Below are 21,741 nucleotides of genomic sequence, written 5' to 3' on the forward strand. Positions count from 1 at the left end.
AGCCGTGGTCGCCGGTGCCTTCCACCACCGCCACCGCACCGGAATTGCGCACGGCAAAGCGCTCGCCCGCGACGCCCTGGAAATAGGCCTCGCCGGCGATGGCACCATAGAGAACGGTGTTGCCGACGATGATGTTCATGGTCGGATCGCGGCCACTGTCTTTCGGCTGACGCACGACAATGCGCCCGCCCGACAGACCCTTGCCGACATAGTCGTTGCCGTCGCCGGTGAGTTCCAGCGTCACGCCGCGCGACAGGAAGGCGCCGAACGACAGGCCGCAGGTGCCGGTGTAGGCGATCTGAATGGTTTCGTCCGGCAGGCCGTCGTGGCCGTAGCGGCGCGCGATTTCGCCCGACAGCATGGCGCCGACGGTGCGATCGACGTTGCGGATGGTGCGCTTGAGGCGGACCGGCTTTTTCTTCTCGATCGCCTCTTTCGCCGCCACGATCAATTCGTGATCGAGCGCGGTTTCCAGCTTGTGGTTCTGGGTTTCGCAGTTGAACACCGCGACGCCCGCCTTGGCCTTGGGCTGGTAGAGGATCTTGCCGAGATCGATGCCTTGCGTCTTCCAATGGCGCACGGCGTCCGTCATGTCGATGCGGTCGGAACGGCCGATCATCTGCTCGACGGTCTTGAAGCCGAGCTGCGCCATGATCTCGCGCAATTCCTCGGCGACGAAGAAGAAGTAGTTGATGATGTGCTCCGGCGTGCCGGCGAAACGGGCGCGCAACACCGGATTCTGCGTCGCGATGCCGACCGGACAGGTGTTGAGATGGCACTTGCGCATCATCAGACAGCCGGCGGCAATCAGCGGTGCGGTGGCGAAACCGAATTCGTCCGCACCGAGAAGAGCGGCGATGGCGACGTCGCGGCCGGTGCGAAGACCGCCGTCGACCTGCACCGCAATGCGGCCGCGCAGCTCGTTCAGCACCAGCGTCTGCTGGGTTTCGGCGAGACCGATTTCCCACGGGCTGCCGGCGTGCGTGGTCGAGGTCAAAGGCGACGCGCCGGTGCCGCCGTCGTAACCGGAGATGGTGACGTGATCGGCGCGGCACTTGGCAACACCTGCGGCAACCGTGCCGACGCCCACTTCCGACACCAGCTTGACCGAGATGCGGGCCGCGCTGTTGACCGACTTCAGGTCGCGGATCAGCTGGGCGAGGTCTTCGATCGAATAGATGTCGTGATGCGGCGGCGGCGAAATCAGGCCGACGCCCGGGGTCGAATGGCGCACCTTGGCGATGGCGGTGTCGACCTTCTTGCCGGGCAACTGTCCGCCCTCGCCCGGCTTGGCGCCTTGCGCCATCTTGATCTGGATGTCGTCGGCGTTGACGAGATATTCGGTGGTGACGCCGAAACGCCCCGACGCGACCTGCTTGATGCGCGAGCGCACGCTGTCGCCGTTCGCCAGCGGCTTGAAACGCTCGGGCTCTTCGCCGCCTTCACCGGTATTGGAGCGCGCCCCGATGCGGTTCATGGCGATGGCCATGGTGGTGTGCGCTTCGCGGCTGATGGACCCGAAACTCATCGCGCCGGTGGCAAACCGCTTGACGATCTCGGACGCGGGTTCGACATCGGCAATCGGCAGCGGATGCTCGCCGGGCTTCAATTTCATCAGCCCGCGCAATGCCAGCAGGCGTTCGGACTGCTCATTGATGGCGGCAGCGAACGCCTTGTAATCCGGCCACGACTTGCCGCGCACGGCGTGCTGAAGCTTGGAAATCGTCTGCGGCGTCCAGGCGTGGTCTTCGCCCCGAAGGCGGAAAGCATACTTGCCGCCGACATCGAGCTGCTCGCGGTAGATCGGATTGTCGCCATAAGCGCCGGAATGGCGCTCGACGCATTCCTCGGCGATGTCGCTGAGGCCGACGCCTTCCACCCGGCTCGCGGTGCCGGTGAAGAATTTCTCGACGAAGGCCGAGTTGAGGCCGATAGCGTCGAAAATCTGGGCGCCGCAATAGGATTGGTATGTGGAGATGCCCATCTTGGACATCACCTTCAAAATGCCCTTGCCCACCGCCTTGGTGTAGTGCTTGCGCACCTCGTCGGCGGAGAGTTTCAATCCGGCATCGACGCGGATCTGCTCCAGCGTTTCGAACGCCATGTAGGGATTGATCGCCTCGGCGCCGTAGCCCGCCAGAACGCAGAAGTGATGCACTTCGCGCGCTTCGCCGGTTTCGACCACGAGGCCGGTCTGCATGCGCAGGCCCTGGCGGATGAGATGGTGATGCACCGCCGCGGTGGCGAGCGCCATCGGGATCGGGATGTTCTCGGCCGAAACGGCACGATCCGACAGGATCAGGATGTTGTAATCGGCGAGCACCGCATCGGTCGCTTCCATGCAGATGCGCATCAGGGCGGTTTCAAGTCCGCGGGCGCCGTCGCTGGCCGGCCAGCTGCAGTCGATGGTGGTGGTGCGGAAGGCGGCGTCGGCCAGTTCCTCGATGGCGCGGATTTTTTCGAGATCGCCGTTGGACAGCACCGGCTGATGCACTTCGAGGCGCTTGTGCGAACCGGCGGCCTGCCCGAGCAGGTTCGGGCGCGGACCGATCATCGAGACAAGGCTCATCACGAGCTGCTCGCGGATCGGATCGATCGGCGGATTGGTGACCTGGGCGAAGTTCTGCTTGAAGTAATCGTAGAGCAGGCGCGGCTTCTTCGACAGCACGGCGAGCGGGGTATCGCAGCCCATCGATCCGACCGGGTCCTCACCCGCCACCGCCATCGGCTCAAGGAAGAACTTGAGGTCTTCCTGCGAATAGCCGAACGCCTGCTGGCGATCCAGAAGCTCGGACGGCGTGAACGTCCGCACGCTCGAATCCGGCACGTCGGGCAGTTCTTCGAGATGATACTGCGCCGCCTTCAACCATTCCTCATACGGCTTCTGCGACGCGAGCGCGTGCTTGATTTCGCTGTCCTTGATGATGCGGCCCTGTTCGAGGTCGATCAGCAGCATCTTGCCCGGCTGCAGGCGCCATTTGCGCTTGATCTTGTCTTCCGGCACCGGCAGCACGCCGGACTCCGACGCCATGATGACGAGATCGTCGTCGGTCACGATGTAGCGCGCCGGACGCAGGCCGTTGCGGTCGAGGGTGGCGCCGATCTGGCGGCCGTCGGTGAAGGCGATCGCGGCCGGACCGTCCCACGGCTCCAGCAGCGCGGCATGGTATTCGTAAAAGGCGCGGCGTTCCTGATCCATCAGCTTGTTGCCGGCCCAAGCTTCCGGGATCAGCATCATGACGGCCTGCGCCAAGGGATAGCCGGCGGCGAGCAGAAGCTCGAGCGCGTTGTCGAGGCTGGCGGTATCGGACTGGCCGTGCGGGATCAGCGGCCACATCTTGTCGAGATCGGCGCCGAGGAGATCGCTCTCCATGGTGCGGCGGCGGGCGTTCATCCAGTTGACGTTGCCGCGCAGGGTATTGATTTCGCCGTTGTGAGCGATGAAGCGGAACGGATGCGCCAGCTTCCACGATGGGAAGGTGTTGGTCGAGAAGCGCTGATGCACCATCGCCAACGCCGACGTGGTCAGCGGATTCTGCAGGTCAAGATAGAATTTCTCGACATCGGGGGCGAGCAACAGCCCCTTGTAGACGATGGTGCGGGTCGAGAAGCTCGGCATGTAGTAGTGCGTGATCGACGGGTTCTTGTACTTCTTGGCGAGCTGTTCGAGCGGGTTCTGGGTCTGCTTGCGCACGGCCAACAGCTTGCGCATGAAGGCGGCTTCGTCGCGGATATTGGGACCCCAGCCGATCACCGCCTGCTTGATGACGGGCATCGAGTCGAGCACCGTCTGGCCGAGCATGGACGGATCGGTCGGCACGTCACGCCAGCCGAGCATCACCTGGCCTTCCTTCTTCAGGAAGGTCTCGAACCCGCCGACAATGGTCTCGCGCGCCGACTGATCCTGCGGCAGGAAACAGGTGGCGACGGCATAATGGCCGATCGCCGGCAGCGTCACGCCGGCATTCGCCGCCCAATCGCGGAACAAGGCATCGGGAATCTGCAGCATGATGCCGGCACCGTCGCCCATGAGCGGATCGGCCCCAACCGCGCCGCGGTGGTCGAGCGCCAGCAGGATCTGCAAACCCTGCTTAACGATGTCGTGCGACTTCGCGCCCTTGATGTTGGCGATGAAGCCCACGCCGCAAGCGTCGTGCTCGAGGCGAGGATCATAGAGACCTTGTTGCGGCGGCAGCGCCATTTGCCCTGTCCAGTAAAGTTAAGCCGGAATCGGGGACATCCCCGCTTCTTCGGTGTCACGCTTCCCCGGGGAGCGGCGCGACTCCGCCCTCCCTGAAAACGCCCATTGCTTCTGCACACTCGGAGGCCCGGAAGCAATTGGGAAATGGCGCAAGGGTGACGCAGTTTGGAATTAAATTGTCGCGGGACCTGATAGGCGGCAATAGCGTGGCCCGATGGAACCCGAAAAAGACATCAACGACGGCAGGGTTAATTGGCCCCGCCGCACCCGAGCGCTTACGGCAACCAAGCTGCGGAACCGGAACCGCCCGTCCCGGGTTATCGACGGGTCCAAACAAAGGAAGGACCTTATGGATCGAGATCGGATCAAAGGCGCCGCCAATCAGGCCAAGGGCCATATGAAAGACACGGCCGGCAAGCTGACCGGCGACGCCAAGCTGCAGGCCGAAGGCAAGGCCGACAAGATGAAGGGCAAAATCCAGAACGCGGTCGGCGGCGCCAAAGACGCCATCCGCCAGAACAAGGACGACTAACCGTCACCTGCTGACGAAAATGAGCGGCCGCCCAATCGGACGGCCGCATTTTTTCGGCATGCGATGCCCGCAGTCGCGGGCCATGACAGTGAGGATGCCTTCAGGCGGCGCGGCGTTTCAGGGTGGGGCCGTTCAGGGTGCGCATCACCGGCGCCGGCAGGCCGTTCTCTTTGAATTCCGCCTTCAATTCTTCCTTGCGGGCCATCAACTGGTCGCCCAGCGACTCAAGATCGATACCGGCGGCTCTGGCGCCGGCAAAAATGCCGTCGCGCTTTTCCTCTTCCTTGACGTGGTGCTTGATGTCCTCGGACAGCACCTTGACCTTGGCGTCGTAATACGCGTCGCCCGGGGAGCCGTTCTCGAGTTCGGCGATGAGGACCTTGGCGCCGTCATGCTCGACGCCGGCCTCGTCCATCATGTCGGACTCCACCCCCGCGTCGCGGCACGCCGGGTAGAAGATTTCTTCCTCGATGATGGTGTGGATGGTCAGTTCGAGGCAGATCTGGCGCGCGATTTCGCCCTTCCGGCCGCGCGCCTTCTCATATTGATCGAACAGGTCCTCGACCTTGCGGTGATCGGCCTTCAACAGGGCAATGGCGTCTTTGCTGGCAGGCATACGCGTGTTCCCGTCTTGCGTTTCGAGGACAGGAACGCCAGCCCGAGGAACTTGTTCCGCTAAGAACCGCCGGCGGCCATTTCAGACCGCCAGCGCATGTTGCATCACCACGTATAGCCGATGCCGGCAAAGCCGGTGAAGGCCTCGCTGGTCTTGCTGAAGGTGGTGTCGACGTGGGTCGTCAGGCGCAGGCCATTGTTGAACAGCACGTCGGCCCCAACCGACGCCAGAGCCCCCTGGCGCGACGCCTTGGCGCCAAAGACGGTGAAATTCGACGACGCCAGGTTCGAGAACACCGCCCCCGCCTGCGAACCGTCGCTGAGGTCGTAGGCATAGGCCAGCCGGTCGTTGAGGTGGACCGTGAAGTCCGGCGTCAGAACCCAGCGCGGCGTCACTTCGATGTCGATGTAGTGGCGCAGGCCGATTTCGGCGCGGCCCGAATTGACGGTGCGCGAATCGTATTTCAGCGCGAAGGTGTCATGGCCCGTCGCCGCGCCTTCGCTGTAGCCCGGCAGCATGGTGACATTGTCCTGCACCCCGATATAGGGCGAGAACCACGCCAGCTGCATCCCGGCCTCGTAACGCCCGCCGAAGGTGTAGGCGGTGGCCTTGCCGGTCAGCGTGTCGGTGTCGGCAACGTCGATGACGCGTGTCGTCTTGATCTCGGTGCCGGAAACCGCCGCTGCGAAGCTGCTGTAGAAGTGGCGGCTGGTCTGCAGGTAGCCATAGACGCCGGCCTCGATCGAGGTCGCATGGCCCTTGCCGAGATCCTCGGCGACGCGGAAATCGGAGGTGCCGAGCGAAAGCGCACCACCGAGCACGAAGTTCGACCACGGCGACCACTGCACGCCGGCAACGCCGCCGGCGACACTGGAATGGAACTTGTGCGCGCCGGTGCCCTCATCGCCTTGGACAATGTCAGTGCCGCCATAGGCGCTGACCCAGGTCTCGAGCGGACGGGACTCGCCCTTGCCGACCGGACGCAGCATCGCGGTCCGCTCCGACAGGACATTGAGGAACGGATTGAACAGCGCCTTGGCCGCCAGCGGCATGTCGGCACCAAGCTCGCCGGCGAGTTCGCTGGCGTCGCTGTTGAGCGCACTGGCGGTGTCGTTGCCGAGGCCTTCGAAGCCGGCCGGAAGCGTCACGTTCGCCGCAATCGCCTTGTCGATGCCCGCGACCACGCGCTTCTGGTTGAGGCTCGCCGTGGAAGCCAGCGCCGGCGTCAACTGGCTGAGGTTGATGGTGACGTAAAGCGCGTTCGCCTCTTTATCCAACGTTGTCTTGAACACGGCGTTGTTGCTACCGCTGAACGTCGCTGCCGCATTCAGTCCGGTGTAATCGATGCCGCCGGTCGCGGTCAGGATGGTGAGCTTGTTGCCGAGGTCGTAGGTGCCGTCGGAACTGGTGATGCCGAGCGTGCCGTTGAGGGTGGCGTGACCGGTCGCTGCCAACTGCGCCGCACCGGCGCTGGTGACATCCACCGCGTAGGTGCCGCCGGTGTTGAGCTGGACGTCGCCGGCGACGTGCAGAATGCCGCTACCGCCGACGCCCGCCTTGACCGTGCCGCCGCTCTCGACGGTCAAGCCGCCGATGGTGCCGGTGCCCGACACGGTCGCGCCCGACTTCACCGTCACCGCCGAGCTCGCGATCGAGCCCGTGACCGACAGCGTACCGCCCTGCACCGTGGTGGCGCCGGTGTAGGTCGAGGCGCCCGAAAGCGTCTCGCTGCCGCCCGCGACGATGAGACCGCCGCTGCCGGTGATCACGCCGGCAAACGTATCGTTCGCCGCCGTCAGCGTCAGGGACTGGGTGCCGAGATTGACCGACCCGGTGCCCGACAACGACTGGATGCTCGCGCCGGACGCGGTGCCGGAAATGCCGAAGGCGCCGTTGGCGACCACCTTGGAGGAGGTCGCGATCGCGGCCGTCCCCGTGAGGTCGAGCTCGGCGCCCGTGTCAATGCGGGTCTGGCCGGTGTAGGTGGAGACGCCCGTCAGGGCGATGGCGCCACTGTGGACGGCGAGACTGCCGGCGCCTGAAACCGTGGCGTTGATGACGACCGTTCCGTAGCGCGCAAACGCCAGCGTGCCGTTGTCGACAACATTGCCGAGGATCGATCCCGACAAGCCGCTGCCAATCACCGTTGAATCGTAATTGCCGATTTGCAGCGTGCCGGCCGTGATCGTCGTGCCGCCGCTGTAGGTGTTATTGGCGGTCAGAATGGTGGTGCCGACGCCGCCCTGGATCACTGCGCCCGTACCGCTGATCGTGCCGCCGAAGACGGTCGAATCAAAACGGTAGAAGCGTAGCGTGCCGTTATCGAGGACATCGCCATTGATCGAGCCGGTATTGCTGCCGCTGCCGAGTTGCAGCATCGCTCCCGCCCCGACGGTGGTGCCGCCGGTATAGGTGTTGGCCCCCGCCAGGATCTCGGTGCCCGCCCCGTTCACCGTCAATCCGGCAGTGCCCGAAATGACGCCCGAGAAGGCGGTCGAGGTATTGGCAACCGTGTTCAGCACCAAGCCGTGGGCGCCGATCAACACCTGGCCCGAGCCCGCCAGCGACGCGAAGGTCACCGACGAATCGGCGGCACCGGTCATATTCATGGTGCCGCTGATGTTGAGCTTGGAAGTCGCATCCAGATGGCCGGTCAGGATCAGCGTTCCGGCCGAGACCGTGGTCGTGCCGGTGAAGATCGAGGTGCCCGACAGCGTTTCGGTGCCGCCGCTGATCAACAAATTGCCGGCACCGGACATTACGCCGCTGTACGTGTCGGCCGCCGCAGCCAGCACCAGGGTGTTGGCCCCGAGATCGACCGCACCGGACCCGCTCAGCGAGTTGATGGTGGCGTTGCCGGTCGAAGTCACCGTCGAGGCCAGATTGAGACCACCGCCGTTGAGCACAACCGTCGATTTGAGGCTGGAACCCGCGACCAGCACGAGCTTGCCGCCGGTGACCGTGGTAAGCCCGGTGTAGGTATTGGCGCCCGAGAGGGATTGGCTGCCGCCGGTAATGGTGAGCGAGCCGCCGGTGCCGGTGATCGTGCCGGAGAAGTCGCCGCCGCCGTTGGTGATCGTCAGCGGATTGCTGCCGAGGCGGACGGTGCCGATGCCGGTCAGCGACGAGATCGTCGCGTTGCTGGCTTCGGTGAGATCGAAGACCGAATCCACCTCGACCCCGCTCGACGACGCGATGCTGCCTGCTCCGGTCAGCTTGAGGGTGCCGCTGCTGATGACGGTGGCGCCGGTGTATTGCTGGATCGACGAAATGGTGGCAACGCCGGCGCCGTACTTGACAACTTTACCGGTGCTCGAAATCACGCCCGACATCGCCAGCGAATCGGTGTTGTAAAGATCGAACTCGCCGCCGTTGACGACATTATAGGCCACTGTCGTGGCGCCGGCTTGAAACGTGCCGCCCTGGATGTCGACTTCGGCAAAGCTCGACGTGCCGCCGAGCCATTCGAGGCCGCTCGCCAGGATCAGCTTGCGCGAGCCGGTGCTGGTGATGATGCCACTGAACGACCCCGATGCGGCCGTCAGCACCAGGTCATTGGCGCCGAGCACAATCGTGCCGCTGCCCGAGACCGACTTGAACACCGCCGAGCTCGCCGCCGAGGCGTCGAGAGTGCCGTACACCAGGACGTTGGCCGACTGGGCGATGCTGCCGGCGCCCGACAGGGTCAGCGTACCACTCGAGACGGTGGTCGACCCGGTATAGGTGTTGATCCCCGTCAGCGTCTCAGTGCCGGCCGTCAGCGCAAAATAGCCGGTGCCGCTCATCACGCCCGAGAACGTCGCGCCGGTCGCCGCATCGGAGACCGTCAGCGACAGCGCCCCGAGGTTGATCGTGCCCGAGCCGCCGAGCGACGTGATGGTGGCGCCGTTATTGCCGCCCGAGACATCGAAGTTGCCGTTGACGATCACCGCCGACGAATTCGCCAGCGTCGCGTCCAGGCTGAGGGCGACCGAAGTGCCGCTCGCGATGGTGGTCGCACCCGTATAGGTGATCGCACCGCCGCTGATGGTCAGCACGCCGGTTCCGGGCGTGCTGTTGGAAAACGTGATGCCGCCGGCGCCCTGCAGCTTGCCGGTCATCGTCGCCGTGGCGCCCTTGAGGTCGATGGTGTTGCCCGTGACGTCATTGAGGCTGATGTCGGTCCCGTAGCTTTTCGAACCGTCGATGACGATCGTGCCGACGTTCAGCGTCTGTTTGGAATCCGCCGAGATATTGACCGACTGGCCCGCATTCACATCGGCCCAAGCCACTCCGCTCAAAACGGCGGCAGCCGCCAGCGCCAGTACGGCGTGCGAGACAGAGCCCCGCAACACGCTAAGGCGCTCTTGCGAAACCGCACGCGCATTGCATCCCAGACCCACGAAGCCCTCCATGGAAAGTCATTGAGCGAAGCCGCAAATTCCGGCGAACACGGCCCGGCATTCATAGTGCCTATAGGGATGGTTCGCTGGCAGATATGTATAGATGTGTAACTCGGTCGTTTTGTCGCGACCAGCCGGGACATATTCGATAATGTGTCGCAAGTGAAGAGTTAAGCCTCTGTCATCACGAAGAAATTGTGTACGGACCGGGTGCGACAGGTAGGTCGCAGCTGGCGCATTAAGCGTGTGTCACGCAGGCCCTCATGCGCGCATCCGCCGCCTGCGCTCCCCACGGAGGGGATGGCGGTCGCGACCGCCAGAATCGCGCCCGCTAAAATCCGCGTAACTCGGTACTGGAGCGCGGCGGCATTCCGGGAGCGGGAACCCGCTTGAGAACGACATAGGCAATCCCCCGCGCCTGGCAATAGGCACGCTTGTCGTCGCGGTCCCCCTCCTCGTTGACAACATAGGTGCGCGGCTTGAGACGGGTGAATTCCGGATCGGCATCGAACTGGCCCGTCCCGGTCGCGATCAGCGCCTGCTTGACCGTCCGCATGGCCGCGACGGCATAGCGCCGCTGGTCCTCCGACACCAGGGGGTGACGCGCACCCTTCAGGCTCCGGACGCTGCCATCCCTGGCAAGCACGACCGTGAGTTCGCCATAGGCCGCCGCCTCTGCAAAGAAGCGCACATGGCCGGAATGGAGCCAGTCGTAGCAGCCGGTGACCACGACCTCGGCACACCCTGCCGGCGCCGCCGGTGGAAACCCCGCAATCTCGTCGCGGGTGACAATGCGGTACGCGACGCCATGCGTGCGGCACCAGATGTGGCGGGTTTCGCGGGCATCGCGGTCGCGCTCGGCCCAAACATCGGCAGTGATCCAGTCCGGCAGACCGTCGTCGCTGTCGGGCGTCCACTCCCGCACGCAATCGACAAATCGGGTCGCTTCGAGCAGATAACGCCGTTCGGCAAAGGAAAAGCGGGGCGGCCGGGCGGTCAGCGTCGCGAACGTCGTGTCGGGCCACACCAGGGCGGTCACACAACCGAGCTTGGCGGCTTCTTCCAGGAACCGGAAATCGCGGGACTTCAGATCGTCAAACCCGCCCGCAATCACAACCGAGGTCATCGCAAGTCTACCGTGAGAATCCGCGCACACCAATGGCGCCATTCCCACGCCTCCCCAAGGCGGGGAGCGATAGGTCGCGCGGCGCTCCCCGTCAAGCACATGCGGCGATAGCGGCGCCCTAATCGCGATTGCGACCGTGCTAATGTCCCGCCATGGGATGGCTCGGTTTCTGGCATTACCTGGTGCTTGCGGCCGTACTGGCGCTGGTCATCGCACATCACAAGCTGCCCACGGCCATGGGCCGGCTCGGCGCGGCCCTTCGACGCTTGCGGCCGCGGCGCCGCCAGCCACCGCCCGACAACGTCATCGAGGGCACCTTCGAGCGGCGCGACGACTGAAGCGGCGGTCCTAGAACGCACCACGCAACCCGAACATATACGTGGTTCCCGGCGCATAAGCGGCATACGTCGCGTTGGTATATTGGAAGTAGGATTGGAGCTTGCTTTTGGTCAGGTTTTGGATGTCCAGCATCAGGGTCGGATTGGACGGCAGCCGCCCGAACAGCTCCGACAGTTTCAAACTCGCCGACAGGTCGACCTGCCCGTAATCATGATTGTAGATGCGCGCGCCGTCCGGACAGCTGCGCGAGCCGAGGTTCGGCAGGCAGATGCCGTTCTGATTGCTCTCGGTGAACGCCGATGCCGCGTTGAACACATAGGACACATGCAGGCTGACCGTGTCGCGCTCGAAATAGCCCGTCAGATTGTAGGTGTAGGGCGACACGCCGGTCGCCAGCGTCGGGCCATTGTTGTCCTGGCGCACGGCAGTGACATTGGCGGTGAATCCAAAACCGGCAAGACCGTGCTGTGCCAGGACGACATCAAGCGGCTGCACCAGGGTGAACTCGATGCCGCTGATCGTCACTGCGTGGTTTGAGTTGGTGACGGCGCTCACCTGCACCGCTGCCGCGTTGGGTCCGCCGCGCGCATCGATCGCTGTCTGCTGCGTCGGCGTCAGCGTGCCGTAAGTGATGCCCTGCGGAGCCAAGCTGGCGAACGGCTGTGTCATGGTGGAAATGACGGTGAAGCCGCTGACGGATTTGGCGAACGCGGCAAGTCCCAACATTCCTTCGCCGCCGGTAAAATATTCGGCGCCAAAATCGACATTCTCGGAAAAATAGGCCCTGAGCGCCGGATTGCCGAGGGTCACGGCAGCGGCGGAGGGATCGGAGAAATTCACGCCCGGCAGCATCGAGCCCGGATTAGGCCGCGTCATCGTGCGCGAGACGGCAGCTCGCAGATTGAGATCGTCGCTGAGTTCGTAGCGCAGGTTGATGGCCGGCAGAAACGCCTCATAGCGGCGCTTGGCGGTCTTGAACGGCAGCGCGTTGGGATAGCGCCCGCCGTCGAGCAACGTTGCGTTGCGCGGATCGCTGATCGACACCGGGCCCGACACGGTCTGCAAGGTCTCGATCCACCTGAGGCCGGCATTGTAGTACAGCGCCCTGCCCCAGGCGGTGGCTTCGCCGTTCGCCTCGGCATAAAAGCCGAAATTCTTCTCGTCGATGGCGCCGGTGCCGACCGCAAGATTGCTGTTCGAGACCACCGGCGCATTGGGATAGGCAAAATCGCGATAATGCGAATCCCGGAAAAACGCATCGTAATTGACCAATACAAATCCGGCCGGTCCGGGGTGCAGGTAGGAGGCCAATCGCGATTGCGGCACCAGCGAGCCGCGCCAGACCAGCGGCGGCGCCCCTGCGGAAGAGCCGGTGCCAAGGCCGGGCCAGGTCGGATAGCCACCGGCCACCGCGCCAAGATCGGCACTGCTGCCGGGCACATTGAGACCCTGGCAAGGCGGCTGGCTGTTGGGCGTCGGCAGGAACACGTTGGGGCCGTTGCCGCACACCGCGTTCTGCCACGCCTGGCTGTTGTCGTAGCCGGTGATGTTGCGGTAGGCCTCGTCATAGGCAAAGCCGGCCTTGATATTGAACTCGTCGTCGCCGAAGCGGGTGTCGAGATGCAGGCCGTTGGTGGTGGTGTAGCGCTTCTCGGCGCTGACGTTCACACGCCCGCCGAGCCAGGTGAAGTTGGCGGGATCGTTGAGGTCGACATTGGTGCCGATCGAGGGGACCGGTCCGCCACCGGTGGAGTACGTCACCACGACACCGCCCGCGACCGGCTGCGGCCCGCTCACGCCCGCGGGATTGCCTGAATTGGGCGCGGTATCGACCAGGATCGTCGGACTGTCGCGCAGGAAGTGGCTGCGGCTGACGTTGGCCTGGAACGCGATCTCGATGGTGTCGGAGGGACGCCATTCGAGCCCGGGATTGACGCTGAAGAAATCGCCGTATTCGTGGTAGGGCCGCGCTTCGAGCAGCCACTGGGCGTTGGCAAAGGTGCCCCGGGTCACAACGTTGTCGGCGTCGACTGATACCCCGGTGGGAATGATGCCGCCGTTGCGCACGATCCAGTCGATGTCGGCACGGTTGAAATTGTTGGAGATGCGGCCGCCGATCATGTCGAGATAGACGTGCACCGCGTCCGATGGGCGGAATTCGAAACTGGCAACGCCGTTGTAGCGGCTGCGCACACCCTTCTCCAGGAACGGCCGGCCCAGGCGCGGCAGCAACATGTTGTTGAGCTGCTCGAGCGACAGTTGCGGATTGAGCGCCAGCAGGCGTGCCTGATCCAGCGTTTCTCCCGGCACCAGACCGCCGGCCGTCACGTTGGCGGGAACGACAGCCGGAATGGTCCAATTGCCGCCGCCGACGGTGTTGCAGCTTGGCGCCGGCGAGCACTGCACCACCGGTCCGCTGGTCAGCAGGTTCGGCGTCGTCCAACCGGCGGTTTCAAAGCCGCGGGTGAAGAACCGGGTCGCCGACGTCGTGATGCCGAGGAGCGCTCCGAACGGCCCTTCGGTGTCGCTGACGATCAATGCTCCGTTGGGGCCGAACGAACCCTGGGAATCGAGCACGATCGATTTCAGCGAATAGGTCACATGCAGGCCCGGATCATCGAACGGGCGCACGCTGCGCATGTTGACCGCGCCGGCGGTTCCCCCTTCCAGACGCGACGCTTCAGGGCTCTTGAACACCGTCAGTTGGGTGAACAGTTCGACCGGAAACATGTTGAGGTCGATTTCGCGATTGGCATTCGACTGATTGGTCGGGCCGGTGGAGGCGATCGCCACCTGCGCGTCGTTGAGCGTGACCCGGGTAAAGCTCGGCCCCAATCCGCGCACCGAGACGTTGACGCCCGATCCGTCGATCTCGCGGCTGATGGTGATGCCGGGAATCCGGTTGAATGCCTCGGCGACATTGGCATCGGGGAAGCGGCCGATGTTCTCGGCGTAGACCACATCGGAAAACCCGACGTCGCGCCGCTTGGCGTTGGTGGCGCTCTCGAGGCTGGCGCGAAAGCCGTTGACGACCACCGTCTCGGACTCGAGCGTGGCGACACCCAGCAGGTCGGCCAGCCGCGCCCGCCGCATCAGGATCAAGGTGTTTCCGTCGTCTGACGCAATCGCCAGATCGGTGCCCTTGAGCAGGATCGCGAGCGCCTCGTCGATGTTCATCTTGCCGCGCAACGCCGGCGTCTTGATCCCGCGCAGGAATTCGCCCGGCGCCACGATCTGCCGGCCCGACTGGCGGCCGAACTCGGTGACCGCGCTCGCCGCGGGCTGGGCAGGAATATCGAATTCGCGGACTTCGGCGGCAGCGCAGACGGCACAACACAACACGGTGCCGCCGACGGCCGCACCGAGAGTCTCCAGTCTGCTCCTCCCCCTTGCAACCATGGTCCGCTGCCAGCAGCCATCGAAGGCAGGCGATCTTGCGCCGCCGTGCCCCCGCCTCAAGCCTCTATCGTCGTTTCGGTACCAACTTGACTTCGTTCTGACCTACGTCCGCATCAAGTTCGAGCGAAAGTGCGACTGCGCGCGCGAAACCGACCGGGTCATTGGCAAGGAACAGCCCCGTTACGGTGCGCTTGGCCACGTCAGGATCATCGATCACGATGCGGGTCGCCGAATAGCGCGAAAACTCGCGCGCCGCGGTCGCCAAGGTCTGATCCTCGAACGCTATGCGCCCGTTCTTCCAGGCCAGCTCGCGCCGGATCCGCTCCGGCGTTTCCTGGGTGACGATGATCGGCGCATCAGCCGGAACCGTGGCGTGACCGCCGGCGCCGACCAGGACCGGCCCGACGACCGGCGTCGCCAGACGTTTCAGCTCGACGATTCCTTCGCGCACCAGGACATGGATCGGTTCGCCAGTCAGCGCGCGCACGGCAAAACTGGTTCCGACCGCGCGCACGCCAAGGTCGTGCACACCGACTACGAACGGTCGCGCCGGATTTTTGGCAACGTCGAACAGCGCTTCGCCTCGCACCAGCATCACATCGCGCCGATCGCTGTGGAACCGAACGACGATCTTGCTGTCGGTGTTGAGCGTCACCACCGAGCCGTCCGCCAGCGCCACCACACGGCTTTCACCAAACGCCGTCGCGTAGCTTTCCTGCTGCAGATACGGCCAGCCGACACGCGCCGCAACGATCGCCGCGACCCCCGCCGCAATCGCGCCGCCGAGCAACAGGCGACGTCGCGTCGGCAACGGCGCTGCCATCACATGCGGGGCAAGCGCGTTGGTCGCACCCAATCGCTCAAGCTGCACCAGGACCGCGGCGGCCTTGGTATAAGCCCCGATATGGCGCACATCGGCCGCCAGCCACGCTTCAAGCGCAGCAGTATCGTCGGCGCCCATCTGGCCACCGTCCGCTTTTGCTGCCCACTCGGCAGCCTGCCGGTCAATATCGTTAATCTGCACTGCCATCCTCGGTACGGCTTTGCCGGGTACGGGTCATTGTCTTAGACGACCGAGACGATGATTTCCCCCCACGGCCAAATTGTGTCATCAGCATCAAAACGCCGCGCGCCATATGCTTCTCGACGGTCTTCTCGGTTACCGCGAGCCGCGCCGCCGTTTCGCGCTGCGAAAATCCCGCGACCCGCCGCATCATCAAGACGTCGCGCGTGCGCGCCGGAAGACTGGCGACTGCCGCCGCGACGCGCGCGATCTCCTCGCGAAAATTCAACTTTTCTTCAGGATCGGCCTCGGTCCCGGCAAAGCCGAGATCTTCCACGTTTCCAACCGAGTAGATCGAAACGATCCGCGCCCGCCTGGTGTGATCGACGACGATCGAATGGGCGACATGAAACGCGTATTGGCGGCCGTTCTGGATGGCGTCGAAGTCCTCGACGCCGACGATCCGCGCGTACATCTCCTGAACGATGTCGTCGACTTCCAAGTCATGGACGCGGTTCCGCCGCAGCCAGGCGCGAATGGCCGGCTCATGCGGCAAAACATTGCGGGCGATCCACGCTGCCCGCTCGCGAATTCTCTGTTCCATGCCCCGTCCAGGCGAGCGTAGGCTACTATAGCAGAATTTAACGTATATGTCGGATTAATGGCTGGCACGTCTCGCAGCGGCACTCAGTGATAGGAATAGAGCCGGACCCGGTGGATGGAGAACGCCCCCGTCGGCACGAACAGATGCCGGCCCTGGTTGGTCTCGTCGCCGTTTAGGCAGCGCCCCGGCACCCACACGCCGTTCTTGTACTCGCCCTCCCATACCGACTCGATGCCCGCCTGGGCGCCGTCGGTGGTGCCGAAATAGACATACATGCCGGTGCCGGCGACCAGGAACTCGTCGGGCCCGATCTGCAACACGAAGCCGCCATGCGCGCCGGGTAGTTCGACTTCGGCCTTCTGACCCACCGAGATCGGCGGCGGCGCCCTGAAGTGAACCTCGAGCGTGTAGCGGCCGAGCGTGATCTTCTGCGGCGACAAGTCGGTTGTGCCGTCGAAGGCCGCCGGCGGACGCACGCCGATCAGTCGCCCCGTCCCTTGCGCGGCGAGAATCTGCGGCGCGAGCTGGCCGATGACGCCGTTCGAAGAACCGAGAACCTTTTGCTCGTCCGGGGAAAGATACTCCGGTGCATACGGCGAGATGCCGATCGCATTCAGCCGGGCATAAGCCCAGAAGGCATTGGCGGAGATTTCGGCGGCGCTGACGCGGCCCGTTTCGGGAATGAAATAGCCGCGGCCCGGCGCTTCATAGCGCAGCGCCCATTCGCCGAAATTGGGGAAGTAGAGATCGGGCACCAGCATGTCGAGCGCCGGCGCAGCGGCGCGCCAGACGTCGGACACCTGCGGCAGCGGCCCGCCCGACGGATACTGACCGGGAAGCCGGCCGGGACGGATCAGGGCGGCGTTGGCGAATGTCGGCAGCGGATAGACCGCCTTGCCCGCCGCCGCGACCTTGCCGGTGTAGGAGCCTTCGAACCAGGCGTTGAAAATCTCGTCGGTCGCCGGACCGGCACCGAACGTCGCCTCCCAGCTGGCGCCGGTCTTGAAACCGTTCGCCTCCCACGCCGCACGCAACGCCGGTGCCAACGTGTCCTTGTGGGCGGCGAGATAATCGGTGAGCGCCGACGGCACCGGCGCCTTGAACGCCGCCTCGGCGATGGCGGAATGATCGCGCGCCTCCGGGATCATGCCGACTTCGTTTTCCGGCTGCACCATGATGACGGTGTGGCGCGCATCGGTCTCGCGCAAGTGCCGCAGCAGCGCGACATAGGCGCGGATGTCGGTCTTCACGTTTTCGTCGGAATGGGCGGAGAGGATTTCCATGCTCCTGCCGGCGGAGGTTTCCACCCGCGGGAAACGGGCCTGGTCGCGCTTGACCCAGGCCGGCACATAGCTCGACACCGAGTTCTTCCAGCTGCCGAACCACAGCAGCACCACATGCATGTCGTGCTTGCGCGCGTTGGCGAGCAGTACATCGACGCTGCGGAAATCAAACCGGCCTTCGTTCGGCTCGATCAGCTCCCAATAGGCCGGGACGAGAACGGTGTTGATGTTCATCGCCTTCAGCTTCGGCCAGATCGGCGCCATATAAGCGGTGCTCGAGGCGCTCGAATTGTTGAGTTCGCCGCCGCGCACCAGGAACGGCTTGCCGTCGACGAACAACTGCACCGCACCGTGGACGGAGCGAAGCTCGGGGATCGGGGGCTGGGGAGCGGCTTTGGCGGCCAGGGCAATCGCGAAAGCGCACAGCGCCCCGCACAGGAAGCGAGTAGCGATTCTCATGATCCAAACCTAACACAAAAAAAAGAGGCGGCACCTTCGTCAGATGCCGCCCAAGAATGCCTAGAGGGGAGGAACTGTCCCTAGAGGCAAGCTAAAACCTACAACGCGCCGCGGACGCCCAACATGAACGTCGAGCCCGGGTTGTAGATCTGGTTGAACATGTTCGGGAACTGCTTGTACCCGCCGGTGTTCTTCGCATGCGTCAGGTTGGTCGCATCGAAGGTCAGGTCCGGATCGGTCGGCAGTTCGCCGAAGAACTTGGACAACTTGACGCTCGACGACAAATCGAGCTGCCCGTAGTCCTTCGAATACTCGTTCTGGATCACCGCCAGGTTGGCGATCAAGCCGTAGACATTCGAATTCGACAGCGTGCCGCGGGTATACGCCCACGTACCGCGGATCATGATGCCGTCGTTCTCGTAGTAACCGACCAGGTTGTATTGGGTCGGCGACACGTTGAGCACGACCGAGGGAGCGGCGCTGTTCGGCGTCGTCTTGCTCGAGACGAACGTGGCGTTCGCCTGGAAGCCGAAGCCCGGCAGACCGACATCCTTGAGCAGGAAGTCGAGCGGCTGGACCCAGCTCAACTCGAAGCCCTTGATCGTTTCCAGACCCTGCGCATTGCGCTGCTGGGTGATGGTGACGTTCAAACAGTCAACCGTCTGGGCCGACGCGTTGTAGCAGCCCTGGTTGATCGCCGCGGCCTTGAGCGAGTCGGCGATGACGCCGGTGAACGCACTGTAAGGACGGCCGAACTGCGCCAGGTACGGGAACGGTTCGGTGAACGAGTAGTTGGACGGGAAGCCGACGATCATCTTCCGGAAATAGCCAAGGCTGAGATAGCCTTCGCCGCCGGTGAAGAGTTCGGCTCCGACGTCGACGTTGGTCGAGTAGAACGGCTTCAACTGCGGGTTACCAAGCGTCCACGACAGGCCGTCCGAGCCGCCGCCGCCCAGCACCGGCAACATGCTCGCCGGATTCGGACGCGTCATGGTGCGCGACACGGCACCTCTGATCTGGAAGTCTTCCATCACTTCCCACACCGCGTTCACGGACGGCAGGAAGGCAGAATAGGAGCCCTTCATGGTCGTCGGGACGTAGTAGGCAGGATACTTGCCGCCATCCGACAGCGACTGTGCCGCCGTACGCGGATCGGTGACCTGGTTGTAGCCGGTAACCGCCTGCAGGGTCCGGACCCAACGGCCGCCGAATTCGTACTTCAACTTCTGATCGCCGCGATGCAGCGTGCCGGAGAACTCGGCATAGAAGCCGTACGTCTTTTCGTCGATGATGCCGGCGCTGCCGCCGGTTTGCAGGCCGCTCGAGAAGCAGGGACGACCGGCCACTTGCAGTTCAGGATTGGTGTATTCGCATCCAGCCGTCGTATGCGTCGCGAAGTAGTTGTAGTCGGACGCCGCATTGAGGCCGGCATAGTTCCAGCGCGCAAAGCCGTACGGGCTGGCATGGCCGTACTGCGCGATGGCTGATTGCGGCAGTGCCGGACCGGCCGCGGTCAGCGGACCCCAACCCGCCGTGAAGCCGGTGCCGTAGCCGGGATAGGCCGGACGCAGCGGCGGTGTGGCGGCGCAGCTGGTGGTGGAGTTCGGCGACGGGACGATGGTCGGCACGCCGGCGATGTTCAGGCCAGCGCCGCACGCATAGTCGTGCCACGCACCGCCGTTATCGAAGCCCTTGATGTTGCGATACTGCTCGTCGTAGGCCGCACCGATCTGGACCTTGAACACGTCACCGCCGTAGGAGGCGTCGGCGTGCGCGCCCTTAGTGTATTCATAGCGCGATTCCTGCGTCAGTCGCAGGTCGGCGCCGTTGTTGTAGGTCCAGTTCGCCGGGTTGTTCAGACCGCCGGAGAGCAGGCCGGCCATCGAGTACGCCGGAATGCCGGAGGTGTTGTCGTAGGTCAGAACGCCGCTCACGGTCGAGAACAGGTAGGTCGGCGAGTCGCGGAAGAAGTCGCCGCGGCTGTAGTTCACCTGCGCATCGACATGCAGCAAGTCGGTGATCTGCCAGTCCATGCCGGGATTGAGGCTCCAGTAGTCGGCCTTTTCCTTGTACGGACGGTTTTCTTCCTGAACGGCGGCGTTGGCGAGATTGGAATAGACCAGCACGTTGTTCGCATCGACGCGCGAATTCATCGGAATCGCAGCGCCGCTGCGGGCGATGAAGAACACGCGCGAGCGGTCCATCTTGTTCTCGACGACGCTGAGCATGCTGTCCAAATAGAAGTGCAGCCCGTCCGTCGGACGATATTCCAGCGAGATGACGCCGTTGTAGCGTTTGCGGTTGCCGTCTTCGAAGCCCGGGCCGCCGGTACGCGGAACCATCATGTTGCTGATCTGGTCGATGCTGAGGCCCGGATTCATCGCCAGCAGAATGTCGGAGGTCAGCGTCTTGCCGACGTATTGGGCCGGCGCGCCGGTGTTCGGGATCACGGCCGGCGGGTTCCAGTCGGTGTTGCCGCCGAACGTGTTGCAGGTGTTGCCGCTGGTCGTCTGACCCGCCAAACCCGGAAGATTGATCGTGGTCGTGGCGCAGGTCTGGGTTGGGTTGGGATTGGCCTGCGTGCCATAATACATGATGTTGTTGAGGTTCGGCGTGGTGATGTTGTTGGCCGCACCTTCATAGGCTTTCACCGCAAAGCGGTTCACCTGACCGGCCAAACCCACGAGGACGCCGAACGGGCCATCGGTATAGCTGCCGACCACCGCGCCGCGCTCGCCGATATTGCCGTTGCGGGCCATGTCCGTCGCCTGAACGTTATAGCTCAGATGCGTGCCCGGATTGTCGAACGGCCGCGCGCTCTGCATGGCGAGCACGCCCGATGCGCCACCTTCGATCTGGTCGGCCATCGCGGTCTTGCTGACCGAGATGTGGGTGAACAATTCGATCGGGAACAGGTTGAGGTCGACTTCGCGATTGGTGCCCGCAGCGCCGGTCTGGCCGGTCGTCGGGGTCTGCACAACCGCGCCGTTCAACGTCACCTTGACGTGGTCGGTGGGGAGACCTCGAATAGCGACGCGCACGCCGGTGCCGTCGTTTTCACGCGAAATAGTGATGCCTGGAATGCGGTTGAAGGCTTCCGCGATGTTGGTGTCCGGGAACTTGCCGATGTCTTCGGCAAAGACCGAATCCGAGAAGTTCACCGACTCGCGCTTGGCATTGGTCGACGACACCAAGCTGGCGCGGTAGCCGGTTACTGTGACCTGCTCGAGCGCGTCCTGCGCATAGGCCGGCACGGCACTCGCCAAAGCCGCGACGCCGACCAGGACCGAAGTCCCCATCAGCAGCGACTTCGTCAACGCCTGACCGGAACGACTATTCCTCTCCATTAGTTTTTCTCCCCTCCCCGGCGGCGGGTGCCGCAGGGTTTGTTTGTTGCGGGGCTGAGACGAATGACCTTTTCCGAATCCCTACGCGTTTGCAGCAAATGGCAGGCGGGTGTGATATCGGTACCACAGAGGCTCGCGACCGCGCTCCGCACCAATCCCAAATCTCTGAATATTGCTGAGAGAGATCAATGCCTTGGGAGGCGCTCGGCGGCGATGCAGCCGGCCGCGTCCGGGGCCCTCAAACCGCCCGGGCCAAAGGGGCAAAACGTACCAGCCCAGGCGCTCCAGCGACAGGCAGCGGCCAGCGCCGGACGGCGCGAGAACGTTCTCGACGCTCGGGCTTCGAGGCAGGGGGGACGCTGTCCGGGCTCCAACGGGTCGCGAGCCCGCGCGGCGAGCAGCTGCGACAGCGTTTCACTACTGATATACGCGCGTATCCAAACGCCAGGG

At 64.1% G+C, this 21,741-nt stretch carries 11 protein-coding genes; 2 read left to right on the forward strand and 9 right to left on the reverse strand.

The features are described 5' to 3' along the window. On the reverse strand, positions 1-4,201 hold a 4,201-nt coding region (gltB, locus tag AC1P6P_RS16500), incomplete at its 3' end, for a glutamate synthase large subunit (protein ID WP_481403540.1). Positions 4,202-4,550: 349 nt separating this feature from the next. On the opposite strand from gltB, the gene AC1P6P_RS16505 reads away from it, so the two are divergent. Beyond that, positions 4,551-4,733: a CsbD family protein gene (locus tag AC1P6P_RS16505; protein ID WP_481403541.1), complete on the forward strand. Its 183-nt coding sequence runs from the start codon at positions 4,551-4,553 to the stop codon at positions 4,731-4,733. 100 nt (positions 4,734-4,833) lie between these two features. On the opposite strand, the gene AC1P6P_RS16510 is transcribed toward AC1P6P_RS16505, so the two are convergent. The 3 genes from AC1P6P_RS16510 to AC1P6P_RS16520 all read right to left on the reverse strand — a co-directional run bounded on the left by AC1P6P_RS16510 (position 4,834) and on the right by AC1P6P_RS16520 (position 10,857). Beyond that, on the reverse strand, positions 4,834-5,349 hold the full coding sequence (locus AC1P6P_RS16510) for a hemerythrin domain-containing protein (protein WP_481403542.1): 516 nt from the start codon (positions 5,347-5,349) through the stop codon (positions 4,834-4,836). A 104-nt stretch (positions 5,350-5,453) separates the two neighbouring features. After that, positions 5,454-9,683 (reverse strand): autotransporter domain-containing protein, encoded by a 4,230-nt coding sequence (locus AC1P6P_RS16515; protein ID WP_481403543.1) that lies wholly within the window; start codon positions 9,681-9,683, stop codon positions 5,454-5,456. A gap of 379 nt (positions 9,684-10,062) precedes the next feature. Further along, a complete protein-coding gene (locus AC1P6P_RS16520; RefSeq protein ID WP_481403544.1) occupies positions 10,063-10,857 on the reverse strand; it encodes an adenylyltransferase/cytidyltransferase family protein in 795 nt (264 codons plus the stop codon). 152 nt (positions 10,858-11,009) lie between these two features. Between AC1P6P_RS16520 and AC1P6P_RS16525 the strand changes: the two genes are divergently transcribed. Beyond that, complete coding sequence (locus AC1P6P_RS16525) at positions 11,010-11,195, forward strand: hypothetical protein (protein ID WP_481403545.1); 186 nt, start codon at positions 11,010-11,012, stop codon at positions 11,193-11,195. A gap of 10 nt (positions 11,196-11,205) precedes the next feature. Here the strand turns inward: AC1P6P_RS16525 and AC1P6P_RS16530 are convergent, their stop codons facing one another. The 5 genes from AC1P6P_RS16530 to AC1P6P_RS16550 form a co-directional block, all read right to left on the reverse strand. Further along, on the reverse strand, positions 11,206-14,595 hold the full coding sequence (locus tag AC1P6P_RS16530; RefSeq protein ID WP_481403546.1) for a TonB-dependent receptor: 3,390 nt from the start codon (positions 14,593-14,595) through the stop codon (positions 11,206-11,208). A 64-nt stretch (positions 14,596-14,659) separates the two neighbouring features. Further along, a complete protein-coding gene (locus AC1P6P_RS16535) occupies positions 14,660-15,625 on the reverse strand; it encodes a FecR family protein (protein WP_481403547.1) in 966 nt (321 codons plus the stop codon). Beyond that, the gene (locus AC1P6P_RS16540) at positions 15,609-16,202 is read right to left on the reverse strand and encodes a sigma-70 family RNA polymerase sigma factor (RefSeq protein WP_481403548.1); all 594 of its coding nucleotides are present in this window, start codon (positions 16,200-16,202) and stop codon (positions 15,609-15,611) included. The genes AC1P6P_RS16535 and AC1P6P_RS16540 overlap by 17 nt, the downstream gene beginning before the upstream one ends. 83 nt (positions 16,203-16,285) lie before the next feature. Then, positions 16,286-17,944: a GH35 family beta-galactosidase gene (locus tag AC1P6P_RS16545; RefSeq protein ID WP_481403549.1), complete on the reverse strand. Its 1,659-nt coding sequence runs from the start codon at positions 17,942-17,944 to the stop codon at positions 16,286-16,288. A gap of 98 nt (positions 17,945-18,042) precedes the next feature. Further along, complete coding sequence (locus AC1P6P_RS16550; protein WP_481403550.1) at positions 18,043-21,291, reverse strand: TonB-dependent receptor; 3,249 nt, start codon at positions 21,289-21,291, stop codon at positions 18,043-18,045. Between the last annotated feature and the right edge of the window lie 450 nt (positions 21,292-21,741).

The organism is Rhizomicrobium sp. (assembly GCF_056722145.1).

Excerpts from the sequence above, each read along its gene's own strand:
- AC1P6P_RS16510 (WP_481403542.1), bottom strand. The coding sequence starts at position 5,349 with ATGCCTGCCAGCAAAGACGCCATTGCCCTGTTGAAGGCCGATCACCGC.
- AC1P6P_RS16530 (WP_481403546.1), bottom strand. The coding sequence starts at position 14,595 with ATGGTTGCAAGGGGGAGGAGCAGACTGGAGACTCTCGGTGCGGCCGTC.
- AC1P6P_RS16540 (WP_481403548.1), bottom strand. The coding sequence starts at position 16,202 with ATGGAACAGAGAATTCGCGAGCGGGCAGCGTGGATCGCCCGCAATGTT.
- AC1P6P_RS16545 (WP_481403549.1), bottom strand. The coding sequence starts at position 17,944 with ATGAGAATCGCTACTCGCTTCCTGTGCGGGGCGCTGTGCGCTTTCGCG.
- AC1P6P_RS16520 (WP_481403544.1), bottom strand. The coding sequence starts at position 10,857 with ATGACCTCGGTTGTGATTGCGGGCGGGTTTGACGATCTGAAGTCCCGC.
- AC1P6P_RS16505 (WP_481403541.1), top strand. The coding sequence starts at position 4,551 with ATGGATCGAGATCGGATCAAAGGCGCCGCCAATCAGGCCAAGGGCCAT.
- AC1P6P_RS16550 (WP_481403550.1), bottom strand. The coding sequence starts at position 21,291 with ATGGAGAGGAATAGTCGTTCCGGTCAGGCGTTGACGAAGTCGCTGCTG.
- AC1P6P_RS16525 (WP_481403545.1), top strand. The coding sequence starts at position 11,010 with ATGGGATGGCTCGGTTTCTGGCATTACCTGGTGCTTGCGGCCGTACTG.
- AC1P6P_RS16535 (WP_481403547.1), bottom strand. The coding sequence starts at position 15,625 with ATGGCAGTGCAGATTAACGATATTGACCGGCAGGCTGCCGAGTGGGCA.